Source organism: Streptomyces sp. NPDC001668 (assembly GCF_042893155.1).
Lineage (GTDB): Bacteria > Actinomycetota > Actinomycetes > Streptomycetales > Streptomycetaceae > Streptomyces.
The window spans coordinates 1-10,952 of the sequence record NZ_JBIAUQ010000030.1; the positions used below are offsets into that span (position 1 = coordinate 1).

Annotated in this window: 10 protein-coding genes; 6 read left to right on the top strand and 4 right to left on the bottom strand. The window is 72.1% G+C overall.

What is annotated here, in order from left to right:
• Positions 1 to 229: 229 nt before the first annotated feature.
• On the bottom strand, positions 230 to 985 hold the full coding sequence (locus ACFYZ8_RS44645) for a UTRA domain-containing protein (RefSeq protein WP_389050842.1): 756 nt from the start codon (positions 983 to 985) through the stop codon (positions 230 to 232).
• Between the two features lie 239 nt (positions 986 to 1,224).
• On the opposite strand from ACFYZ8_RS44645, the gene traA reads away from it, so the two are divergent.
• From traA to ACFYZ8_RS44670, 5 genes are all read left to right on the top strand, one after another.
• Positions 1,225 to 1,758, top strand: a complete 534-nt coding sequence (gene traA / locus ACFYZ8_RS44650) for a plasmid transfer protein TraA (RefSeq protein ID WP_355972051.1) — start codon at positions 1,225 to 1,227, stop codon at positions 1,756 to 1,758.
• Between the two features lie 22 nt (positions 1,759 to 1,780).
• Complete coding sequence (gene traB / locus ACFYZ8_RS44655) at positions 1,781 to 3,802, top strand: plasmid transfer protein TraB (protein ID WP_355972050.1); 2,022 nt, start codon at positions 1,781 to 1,783, stop codon at positions 3,800 to 3,802.
• Between the two features lie 169 nt (positions 3,803 to 3,971).
• Complete coding sequence (locus ACFYZ8_RS44660) at positions 3,972 to 4,478, top strand: hypothetical protein (RefSeq protein WP_355972047.1); 507 nt, start codon at positions 3,972 to 3,974, stop codon at positions 4,476 to 4,478.
• Complete coding sequence (locus ACFYZ8_RS44665; RefSeq protein WP_355972045.1) at positions 4,475 to 5,596, top strand: DUF2637 domain-containing protein; 1,122 nt, start codon at positions 4,475 to 4,477, stop codon at positions 5,594 to 5,596. Before ACFYZ8_RS44660 ends, ACFYZ8_RS44665 begins: the two co-directional genes overlap by 4 nt.
• 716 nt (positions 5,597 to 6,312) lie before the next feature.
• A complete protein-coding gene (locus ACFYZ8_RS44670; RefSeq protein ID WP_355973332.1) occupies positions 6,313 to 7,896 on the top strand; it encodes a replication protein in 1,584 nt (527 codons plus the stop codon).
• Between the two features lie 33 nt (positions 7,897 to 7,929).
• Here ACFYZ8_RS44670 and ACFYZ8_RS44675 read toward each other — a convergent pair whose 3' ends face one another.
• From ACFYZ8_RS44675 to mobC, 3 genes are read right to left on the bottom strand one after another with little or no spacing between them, the layout of a single operon-like run.
• Positions 7,930 to 8,115 carry a hypothetical protein gene (locus tag ACFYZ8_RS44675; RefSeq protein WP_355973331.1) on the bottom strand — a complete coding sequence of 62 codons (186 nt, stop codon included), beginning with the start codon at positions 8,113 to 8,115 and terminating at the stop codon, positions 7,930 to 7,932.
• Positions 8,116 to 8,127: 12 nt separating this feature from the next.
• On the bottom strand, positions 8,128 to 9,168 hold the full coding sequence (locus ACFYZ8_RS44680; RefSeq protein ID WP_355973330.1) for a relaxase/mobilization nuclease domain-containing protein: 1,041 nt from the start codon (positions 9,166 to 9,168) through the stop codon (positions 8,128 to 8,130).
• Positions 9,165 to 9,569 (bottom strand): plasmid mobilization relaxosome protein MobC, encoded by a 405-nt coding sequence (gene mobC / locus ACFYZ8_RS44685; protein WP_355973327.1) that lies wholly within the window; start codon positions 9,567 to 9,569, stop codon positions 9,165 to 9,167. Before mobC ends, ACFYZ8_RS44680 begins: the two co-directional genes overlap by 4 nt.
• A 399-nt stretch (positions 9,570 to 9,968) precedes the next feature.
• Here mobC and ACFYZ8_RS44690 point away from each other — a divergent pair, with 399 nt between their 5' ends.
• Positions 9,969 to 10,091 carry a hypothetical protein gene (locus ACFYZ8_RS44690; RefSeq protein WP_355973326.1) on the top strand — a complete coding sequence of 41 codons (123 nt, stop codon included), beginning with the start codon at positions 9,969 to 9,971 and terminating at the stop codon, positions 10,089 to 10,091.
• The last annotated feature ends 861 nt before the right edge of the window (positions 10,092 to 10,952 follow it).

Genomic DNA, 10,952 nt, shown 5'->3' on the forward strand with positions numbered 1-10,952 from the left:
CCCCCCGCGACCCGCCACCGATCCACCCACGGGCCCGCAGTCGTCGGCGGTGCCCCGGCCCCTCTGGGACTGGTGGCCGGGTGTGGGCAGAGCCCGCGTATCGGTGACCCGCAGACGGCGGCAGCGAGGGCGATACGCGGCCCTGTGGGGCCGTTTCAGGGATCCTGGAGCAGATGAGGGCCCCCGCTGTTTCCCTCAGCGGGGGCCCTCGGTGTGTCGTGAGGCTGGGTCAGCCGATGATGTCGAGCGTCACGCGGTGGTGGAGCGGGGCGGTCGTCACCGTCGCGTAGACGATTCCGCCGTCGGAGTCCTGGGTGAGGTTAAGGACCCTGAACCCGGGTGAGCCCTCAGGGACTCCGAGTGCCTCGGTGGCGGCGGGGCTCATGGGCTCTGCGGTGATCGCTGCCCTGGTCACGGCGACGTCCCAGCCGAGCCAGTCTGCCATGCGGATTTCCTTCGGCTTGGACGTCGGAGGGGCGCCGACCGGCGCGAGCATGGGCGGTACCCCGTCGTAACCCTCGGGCCGCCGGGCTGCGAGGTCGTAGGGGATCACGGTCAGCTTGTGCTGTACCGGCACGCCGTCCACTGACCTGATCCTGGTCCGCTCCACGACGGGAGATCCCTCCGGGATGCCCCAGGATTCCATTTCCTTCGTGGCACTGATCTGCCGGACCAGCGTGGTCTCTTCGCTGGCCTGTCCGCCGTCGTCCGCAGGCCGCCATGCCTCGGCGGAGGCGAGATCCGGCGGTGAGAACGTGCCCAGGTGGGCGTCGGCCTTCTTGCCTACGGCCACGGTGGTGCCGCTGCCGGGCTTGGTGCTGACCAATCCCAGAGCTGCCAGCGTCGCGTACGCGGCGGCCACTGTCTGCTGGGACGCCTCGTACCGCGCGGCTGCCTCCCGGACGGCGGGGAGCCGCTCCCGGTACCGGATCTCCCCGGCCTCGATCGCCCTGCGGATCTCCCCAACGATCTCGTGTGTCTGCACGGGTCTCTCCTCCTGCGGATCGGGTGCCTGAACTACAGGCTAGCTCTGTCAAGCAAGACTGCCGACTGTCTTGACACTCGTCAAGGCTCATACGAACCGTCTTGACGCATCGTCATGAAGCCTCTACCTTCGAGTCGTTGGCACCGATTCACCGGTGCTCAGCACGGCAAAGGGCCCGCCCGGTGCACCCCGGACGGGCCCGCCCCCGAGCGACACGACCACGCGGAGGCGACATCAGCATGGCAACAACGAACGTGCCCCCTCAGTCGGGGGCCAACGGCTCGCAGGCGAAGAACGGCCGGGTTAAGAACGGTGGCGGCGTCCACTTCGGAGGCCCGACGCTGAACATCAACGCGAACCGCACGACCACCTCCAACGGTGGAGGCCAGAGGGGAGGGGCCGGGCAGAGCGGGGCCGGCCGCAACTCCTGGCTGCCGGACCCGGACTTCCGGTCCGCCGCCGAACTCCGCGAGTACTGCAACGCGCTGCGGGCCTTCGCAGTCCACGCGTCCATCGAGGTCCACGTCGGCGCCGAGATCTTGCAGGCCGCCCTTGGGCAGGCGAGCGGTCTGCCCGGCGACAACGTCATCCAGCACAAGCTCCGCGCCCGCAAGGTCGCCCGGAAGCTCAAGAAGGCGGCCGACGCGCTGGCCGACGTCGCCTCGCTGTCGGCCGCCACCTGGGCCGCGTTCCAGCGCGAGTACGCCGACGTCATCTCTGCCCGCCCCCAGCCGGGCCAGCGCGGCGGCCAGTCCCGCCCGTTCTCGTACTGACCCCCAGAGAGGAGATCCCGTCATGACCGGCAAAGACATCGAGAAGCAGCACGAGGACCAGCTCCAGGGGGCCTCGGACGGCAAGGGCATCAAGGGCTACCTGCTCCACCGTGCGAAGCCGTACCTGCCGCCGTGGCTCGGCGTCGGCGGCGTCGGCGTGGCCAGCACGATCGGGCACGCGGTGTGGGCGGGCGACGCGGGCATGGGCATCGGCCTGACTCTCGGCTCCGTCGCGCTGACCGGCGCGACCTGGTGGGCCGCCAAGAGCACCGGTCGCGAGCGCCGGATTCACTCCGCCATCACCGTGGCGGCCGCGTCGGCCTGGACCACGCACGCGGTCGCCTTCGGCCCGAGCACGGTCCCGTTCGTCGTCGGCGGCGTGGTCGTGGCTCTGTCGTGGAACATCCGGCAGACGATGCGCCGTGACCCCGACGGCGCCCGGGCCACCGCGTCCGATGGCGGCCTGATGGAGAAGGTCGGCCTGGCCAAGGCACTGATCGGCAAGACCACGGTGGAGCCCAACAAGGTCACCGCCAAGCTCGCGCTGGAGCCTGGCGCGCAGAGCAACGACGACGTCACCAAGGCGCTGCTCAACATCGCGTCCGCCCTCGACCTCCCGGCCACCGCGATCCGTTACCAGCCCGACCCCGACTCGGCCCGGCGCGGTTCCCTGGTGATCGTCCCGAAGGACATGCTGACCGAGACCGTCGATTGGGACGGCCCGTCCCTGCCGGGCGGCTCGATCGCGGACCCGCTCGTCATCGGCCGCTACGACGACGGCTCGCCGCTGATGTTCTGGCTCCCCGGCGACCCGGAGGAGGACCGCAACTCCACCCACATCCTGATCACCGGCATGACCGGCTCGGGCAAGGGCGACGGCGCGCTGAACGTCCTGACCGAGATCCTGTCGCGCACCGACGTCGTGGTGATGCTCTCCGACCCCAAGTCGTTCCAGGACTTCCGCCCGCTGCTCCCCGGCATCGACTGGGCGGTTGAGGGCGGCGCCCCGACCGAGGCCATGGTTGAGGGCCTGCGGGCCGCGATCCCGGCTCGCACCCGCTGGCTCGGCCAGCACGGCTACCGGCAGTGGGAGCGCGCGGCCGCGCAGCAGCAGACCGACCCCAAGCACTCCTGCAAGCCGTCCGGCGCCTGCGGCTGCCCCGGCATGCCGTACATGGTCGGCTGGTTCGAGGAGGGCGCGGCATCGATCCGGTACATGGGCGACGAGGGCTTCACCGAGATTGCCCAGCTTGCCCGCGCGGCCGGTATCTCCTTCGTCCTGTCGATGCAGCGGGCCAGCCACGACCAGATGTCCACCACCACCCGCGCGTCCCTGCCCTCCCGCCTCACTTTCGGCTGCGACGAGCGCGACGCCGGGTTCACGCTCTCCGACGCGGTCCTCGACGCGGGTGCCAACCCGGGCGCGTGGGGCAACAAGCGGCCCGGCTACTGCTACCTGGAGACCACCGGCGTCCCCGCCGACCGTCACCCGGTCCCTGCCCGGACGAAGCGGTTCTCGTACGAGTCCATCTCCACCATGGAGGTCCTCGCGTCGTGGGCCGAGCGCAACGGCGCCGAACTCGACCCGGTCACCACGGCCGCCATCACCGGCGTGGTCGGCAAGGCGTTCACCGTCCGCAAGGGCTCGACCGCCACCGCCTCGGTGCCGGCCGGGACCGAGGACCAGGAGCAGGACGACGTGGAGCTGTCCCGACTGGATGACGAGGACCGCGACATCGACCCTACGCAGGAGCTGGAGCCGGTCCCGGCCGGGGCCGAGAACCTCGTCTTCGCCCCCGAGTCCGACGCCCCCGACTTCACCCCGGAGCAGGCCCGGGCCGCCCTGGAGGCGATCCTCGCGGACTTCGAGCGGGACGGCGTGGTGGTCATCGGCCCGAAGGAGGTCATGGAGCGGGCGGAGGAGTTCGGCCGCAGTCGAGCTTGGGTCTCCGGTCAGTTCCAGGACTTCCTCGCCGAAGGGCGCCTCGCCACCACCTCGAAGGGCGGCCGGTACCGGATCGTGCCCGCCCTCGCCAACGCCTGACACCGCCTGACGCGTCAGCGGGCCCTGACACCCATTCCCCTAGGCAGACGGGGGTGTCAGACCCGCTGACACCCCGCCTGACACCTGCTCTGACACCTGGGTCTGACACCCGAAACGCAGTGAGCCGCCCCGAGCGACCGGGGCGGCCCCGACGCCCACGGAGGTACCCGTGAACGCCAACCACCAGTATCCGCCCGCTCGTCCGGTCAGCGACGCCGACCTCCTCGCCGCGCTGCTGCCGGACTCCCCCGCCGGCGCCGAACCCACCGCGGCGACTCCTGCGGCTCAGCCTGTCCTCGACGTGGCCGCCCTCCTGGAGCTGGCCCGCCGCCAGGGCGCCCTGGAGGCCACCGTCGCCCAGACCGCCCCCGCCGTCCCGGCCGCGCCGGAGAAGACGGGCCCGATCGTCCCCCGGTGGGCCGTCGGCACCGCCGTGGCCGCCGTCGGCATCGGCGCCGGCGGACTCCTCCTCGGGTACGCCCTCGACCTCCTCGCCACCGGGGCCGCCGCCGTCGCGGCCGGGATCACCGCCGCCGCGCCCATGCTGATCCTCGGTGGGCTCCTGGTCGCCGCGCTCCTTGGCCGCCGGTCGGGCAAGGACGGCGGCGGCCTGGAGGTCACGCAGACGATCACCCAGACGATCACGCAGACGGTCAAGGGCGGTGGTCGCCGGTGAAGCTCGACACCCAAGCCCAGGTCGATGCTGCCGACCGCACCCTGAAGCTGACGTGGGTGATCGTCGCGGGGGCTGTGCTCTTCAGCGTCCTCACGGTCACCCCGCTTGTGCAGCGGGTCACCCCGGACGGCTGGGCCTGGACCGCGCCCATCCTCCCGCTCGTTGTGGACGCCGCCGTGATCATCGTGGTCCGCGTGGACACGATCGTGGCCCGCCTCGACGGAGACGCCGGCGCCTGGCCTCTCGCCCTGCGCTGGCTCACCGGCCTTATGACCCTGCTCCTCAACGTGGGCGACTCGATGCTCACGGGCGACTGGGTCGGCGTGGGCGTGCACTCGGTGGCGCCGGTCCTGCTCATCGTCACCGCCGAGGCGTCGCTCAAGTGGCGCCGCGCCATCGCCTCAGCCGTGAGCAGGATCGAGGGTGAGCGGGCCGCCGAGCGTGAGCGCGTCGCCCGTGAGCGGCGCGAGCGTGAAGAGCGTGAGCGGGCCGAGCGGCAGGCCGTACGCGACGCTCAGGAGGCCGAGCGTGAGCGTGCTCGGCTTGCCGATGAGCGGCGCCGTGAGCAGGACCGCCTCGACCGTGAGCGCGAGCGTGAGCACGCCGCCCTCCTCGCCCAGCAGCAGCGCGACCACGAAGCCCAGATGGAGCGTGAGCGGGAGGACCGGGCCGCCGCCCGCGAGGACGCCGCCCGCCGCGCCCGCGCCGAAGAGCTGCGGCAGCAGCAGGAGCACGAGGCACGGCTCCGCCGTGAGGAGGAGGCCCGCCTCGACCGTGAGCGCACCGCCCGTGAGGCTGCGCAGAAGGCCGAGCGGGACCGGAAGGCGGCTGAGGCACGGCGTACCGGGGCGCCCGTGAGCGCTGCCGTGAGCACCCCCCGCCCGACCGTGAGCACCACGGTGAGCACGCCCGCTCACAACACCGCTCAAAAGGCGCCGGCCACCAAGAAGATGAGCGAGGCCGACGCCCGCGCGACGGTCGCGGAGGCGGTTAAGGAGGGCCGCTCACAGCGGGCTACCGCCGCGCTCACGGGCTGGTCCACCGGCTGGATCGCCGCCCGCTATCGCGAGCTTGAGCAGGTGCCCGGACAGACCGTCCTTGAAGGAGTCAGCGCATGAGCACCCCGACCCCGGTGATCCGCGTGATCTCCTTCGGCTACGGCCACACCGGCACCCCCGACGCCGACGGGGTGTGACGCGCGAGAGCCCCCCACCGACCGGTGGGGGGCTCTCTTCGGCCCTCGAAATCCCATCTGACCCATAGGCCCGCTGGTGCCCGCCGCCTGACTAACCGCCACATATGGCAGGCTCGCCCCAGACAACGCAATGGGGGCCCGGCATCTCACCTCCGGGCCCCCTGCGAACACCAGCAACCCCAGGCTTTCTCACGGACCAGGATTGGTGCTCACGTAGTGCTCTCCCATGATGCAGGACTTCCGGCCCCGGCCGCGACCTCGTCTTCGGACGCGTCGCGTACCGGGGCCTCCGCGTCCCCCGTACGGGGCCGGACCCGGTGCAAGAACTGCGGGAAGCGGTTCACCCGCAGCCGCGCCGCGCAGGTCTTCTGCGGCTCGAACTGCCGCAAGCGAGCGGCGGACGCTTCTACCCCCCGGAAAACGGCCTCTGACCTGCGGAAACAGGCCACCGGAGGTGGCCAACTAGGTAAAGGGTTGACAGAGTTTTCCAAGAGCGGCCAGACCGCCTCTGACCTGCAAGAACGTCCGGAGCGTGGCTCGGGGGAGTCTGAGGGCCGCTCCGTCCCCTCGGACTCCCCCGAACAGAAAGCGGCGCGCGCCGCGATCCGGCGGTGGCAGGGCCGGAAGGTGCTCAACCGGATGTCGAAGATCGACGCCTGCCAGGGGTGCGGCGTCCGCATCCTCGACCCGGAGACCGGCGTGATCGTCGCCCGCTCGTCGCGCGGGTACGCCGTGACGATCGGCCTGGTGCGGTGCGGGCGGATCTGGTTCTGCCCGGAGTGCTCCGCCTCGATCCGCCGGGGCCGCACCGAGGAGCTGAAGACCGGCGCCCTGCGCTGGATCGCCCAGGGCGGCATCCTCGCCGTGGTGGTGCTCACGGCCCGACACAACCGGACCACGGAGCTGACCCGGCTGACGGCCGCGCTGTGGGGGGAGCCCAAGCTCGACGCGCGCGGGGAACCGGTGCTCGACCGGTCGGGCAAGCCCCGGCGGGTACCCGGCGCCTACCAGCGGATGTTGACCGACCCCGCGTTCTACGGCCGCCCCGAGGCGGTCTCCTGGTGGGAGCGCAAGGACGGCAGCTTCGGCCACTCCGTCCGCCCGGCCGTGCCGGGCATCCGGCACCGGATCGGCTACGCCGGGATGGTGCGGGCCTCCGAGGTCACGCGGTCCCAGGAGAACGGCTACCACCCGCACATGAACCTGCTGGTCTTCCTCGGGGGCACCCTCGACGGCACCCCGGCCAAGGGCACGGTGACCGGCTACTTTGCGCCCACGGACGAGAACCTGGAGGCGTGGGAGGACTGGCTTCGCGACTTCTGGGCGGCCACCCTGCGCAAGATGGACCCGGCCTTCGAGCCGTCCACGGACTGCGAGATCCGCGACTGCAAGTGCCGGGGCAAGGGCCACGGCGTCATGGTGAAGATCGTGCGGTCCGCTGACGACGCGGCCCTGATCGAGTACCTGACCAAGGTCCAGGACGGGAAGCCGCCGGCCGACTCGGTGGCCGCTGACCTCGACGCGGCCGGGGCTGCTGCGATGGAGACCGTGCGGGCCGACTCCAAGACCGGCCGGGGCCGGAAGTCCATGACGCCCTTCCAGATCCTCTACCGGCTCTGGGACATCGAGGTGCAAGGCACCGACCCGCGCAAGGCGGAGGGCTACGGCAAGCCCGAACAGCTCCGCGTCTGGTGGGCGGAGTACGAGGACGCGTTCGCCGGACGCCGCGCGATCGAGTGGACGCGCGGCCTGCGCGGGCACGTCCACCTCGTGGGCGACGACTCCGAGGAGGGCGACCTTGAGTTCGTGTACGCGGGCGCTGCCAAGGAGCCGCTGACGGGCGGCGTGGTGATGACCGGCGACGCGTACAGCACGGTCGAGCGGACCGACACCGAGAAGCAGATGGAGGCCGTGGTGGTGGGTGAGCTCTACGACTCGGTGGGCGACATGGTCGGCAGCCTCGGAGGCCGCGCCGATCACGTCCGCGTCGCCACGGCGGAGGAGCTGGCCGACGTCCAGGCCGCGATGCTCGAACGCCTCCAGAGCAAGGCGGCCAAGCGACGGGCCGAGGCCCTGGTGCTCCGGCTGCGCGGCGAGCTGGCCGACGGGCTCAAGGCCCTTCCCGCTGACGCGCCGTCCTCTGCCGCCGAAGCCCTGCACGCCGACTTCTTCCGCAAGCTCATCGCTGCGCAGAGGAAGGCTGAGACTGTCGCCACGAACTGACTGGGAGGGGTGGCGTCACCGGTGACGCCACCCCTACTGGCCCCGCTCGCCCAGGGGTCGGCGGCCGGTGGGACGGCTCACCTCCTGGTGCTCATCCTCGACGGCCTGGTGCTCGTCCCCGATGCGCTCCGCAGCGAGGCGGCGTGGACTCGGGGATGTCGGCGTGGTCCTGGTGCTCGTTGCCGGGCCGGTGCCGAGCGCGCGACGGGGAGTGCTCATGCCCGCATCTTCCTACCGGCCGAGCCCGGACTCCCGCTCGGGGCCCTGAGGTGGAAGCTGCTGGGGCGGGAGGCCGGCGGACCCCGGTGACCGGAGGCGCTTGCTGCGACGGGGCACGGTGGTGCTTCGTGCTCGGGCGGCGGCGGCTCGCCGCAGGTCCACCCCGATGAGGAACCGAACCTCTTCGGGCGCGCTGGTCAAGATCTCCTCGGCAGTTGGCGCCTGCTCTTGCCTGGGCTGGGCAGGCAGCGCGTACGCGATCCGAGGATCAGGGCGGCCGAGTACGGAGTCGAGCTTGGCCCAGCTCAGGTCACGGCTGACCTTCGAGGCGGACGTCCAGACCTGGCCGCCCTCGGCGTCGGTCCACCCGGGCAGGCTGAACGAATAGCCCGCCATCCTCCCGCCCTGGCCGGTGTTCGCGCGGTAGCTCACCCCGGCCTCGGTGAGCGCCTGCTCGAAGGCCAGCCTCCCGGCGCCGGCGGACGCGTCCCGGGCGGCGCGGATGAGGTCGCGCAGCTGCTCGCGTTCGGGCTGCTTGGCTCCGCGCCGCTGGGCGGCGGCGCGCTCGGGCCCCGACACCTGCGGTGCGACGCGGTCGCTGCGCTCCTCGGCGTTGATGAGTCCGTGCTCGCGCTCCAGGGCCCGGACGATCGGGCGGGAGCGTGTCCAGTCATACGAGTCGCGGGCGACCTCGCCTGACCACCTGATCCTGCTGACGGTGATGTGGACGTGGTCGTCACCGTGACGGATCACGGTCCAGGGCACGTCCGGCCCCCACATCCGGCCGACGTATTGCTCTGCGATCTCGGCCCACTGCTCGTCACTGAGGACGCCGTCCTCGTCGGGCAGTGAGAGGCTCGCGCGCCAGATCGGCTTGCTGATGTCGGGCCGTTGCCTGTTGTGCCGGTCCATGATCCGCGCGATCTGCTGCGGAGTGCCCGGCACCGACCCGCCGAGAACCCGAGGGTTGACGTGTTCGTCGCGGCGCCCCCGGCCCATGTCGTAGCGGAGGGCTCCGCCGGCGCGGGCCCCCCTCGTGATCTTCGCGATCATCGGACGTCCGTGACGGCCTGGTGCTCGTCGTCCTCCGGGGTCGCGCGGTCCGGACCGAGTCCGCGCACCGCCAGGGCGGCCCGGCCTACCTCCGCGATGGCGGCCTGGATGTCGGCGTGCAGCTCGCCAGTCTGGTGGGCGTAGCGCGTCAACTGGTTGAGGTTGTTCGCGGCCTGCACCAACTGCCCGTAGCTCGCGGCGTTGACCAGGGGCACGGTCGGCACGTCCCCGGGCACTCCGGGTCGGCCGGTCAGCGACTCCGTCACCACCGCCCGGACCCACGCACCAAGTTCCCGCCGGCCGGTGGCGGCCTGGGCGGCGCGCCACGTCTCCAGCTCCTCGGGCGTGACCCGCACCGAGACGCAGTGGCTCCGCTTCTGTCCCGGGATCCCCCGCACCATCTCCGCTCTCCTCCCCCGCTGGTGATCTGTGATCACCAGCCTGCCCGATCCGGCGGGGCGCCGGGCGGGCCCGGGGACCGGCCCGGAGGGGCCGGGCCGCCGGCCCCGGCGTCGGCCCCGCAGGGGGCCGCGCCCGTCCCGCTGCGACCGAAGGGAGTGGCGGGCGAGCGCCCCATAAGCGAAGCGTTGGGGCACAGCTCGCTCTCTGGACTCCGCCCGGGCTGTCAGGGCCCCGTAGGCGGCAGTCCAGAGCCTCCCCGACCCGCACTCGGTCCACCGCCTCAGCGGGGCTGCAGAGGGGCGCTGAGGGCCGCCAGGCCCTCGTGCCCCGGTGCAGCCCCGCGCCCCCAAACCGGGCCTCTCCGATGACCCTCTGGCTGGCCCGTCGTTGGGCCGGTCATGAGCGAGAGCGAGTCCGAACGGCACGAGCACGAGTACCGGCAGAGGAGCCACCCGGGCGACTGCCTGTGCTCCGACTGCACGGCGGACTGCATCTACGAGTACTGGCTGGACGACGACTGACCCGTATCGCGAGATACCTGGGTGCCTCCGGATTCGTCACGTGACGAATCGGTACGGTGCAGCCATGGAAGATCAGAGACAGCTGCGATGCGACTGGTGCGGTGAGCCGTTCCAGCCGCCTAAGCCCACGGGGCGGAAGCCGCGGTATTGCCGCCAGTCCTGCCGGCAGCGGGCGTATGAAGCGCGCCGCACCCGGCAGGAGTTCGAGGACCTGCTCGCGTACCGCCGCCGGATCGGTCTGGATTCGTCACGTGACGAATCGCCACCGGTCCGGGATTCGTCACGTGACGAATCGGAGAGGCCCCGGGATTCGTCACGTGACGAATCGGTGTCTGTGCAGGCTGCCCCGGTGATTCCGGCTCCGGCGGCCGAGCCGGATCCGCCGGCGGTGGGGGTGGTCGTGCCTCCGGGCGCCGCGCCCCGCCGTCCTCGCCCGGCTCCGGCCATACCGAACGGCGTGCGGGAGGGCCTCGACCCGAAAGGGTGGCTGCGCGCATTCGATGCCTACGGGCCGGGCCCGGACCAGCAGTCCCCGGGTGACGGGACCGGCAAGTCCGCCAACGGCGAGTAGGTCCGCCGGCCTGGGCGCCCTGCGCCAGGGGGCGGCCTGAGCGGGGGGTTCCTCCGGTCTGGGCGGCAGGCGCAGCCTGAGCGCGCCGGTCGTCGGGGTGTCCAGGCTCGCCGTAGGCGACCGCGCTTGCGCGGCTTGGCCTGGATGCCCCGGCGGGCGGTGTGCTGACCTCCGGTGCCGGTCAGGCCGGAGGAACCCCCCGCGACCCGCCACCGATCCACCCACGGGCCCGCAGTCGTCGGCGGTGCCCCGGCCCCTCTGGGACTGGTGGCCGGGTGTGGGCAGAGCCC

Excerpts from the sequence above, each read along its gene's own strand:
- traA (WP_355972051.1), top strand. The coding sequence starts at position 1,225 with ATGGCAACAACGAACGTGCCCCCTCAGTCGGGGGCCAACGGCTCGCAG.
- traB (WP_355972050.1), top strand. The coding sequence starts at position 1,781 with ATGACCGGCAAAGACATCGAGAAGCAGCACGAGGACCAGCTCCAGGGG.
- ACFYZ8_RS44670 (WP_355973332.1), top strand. The coding sequence starts at position 6,313 with ATGTCGAAGATCGACGCCTGCCAGGGGTGCGGCGTCCGCATCCTCGAC.
- ACFYZ8_RS44675 (WP_355973331.1), bottom strand. The coding sequence starts at position 8,115 with ATGAGCACTCCCCGTCGCGCGCTCGGCACCGGCCCGGCAACGAGCACC.
- ACFYZ8_RS44680 (WP_355973330.1), bottom strand. The coding sequence starts at position 9,168 with ATGATCGCGAAGATCACGAGGGGGGCCCGCGCCGGCGGAGCCCTCCGC.
- mobC (WP_355973327.1), bottom strand. The coding sequence starts at position 9,569 with ATGGTGCGGGGGATCCCGGGACAGAAGCGGAGCCACTGCGTCTCGGTG.
- ACFYZ8_RS44690 (WP_355973326.1), top strand. The coding sequence starts at position 9,969 with ATGAGCGAGAGCGAGTCCGAACGGCACGAGCACGAGTACCGGCAGAGG.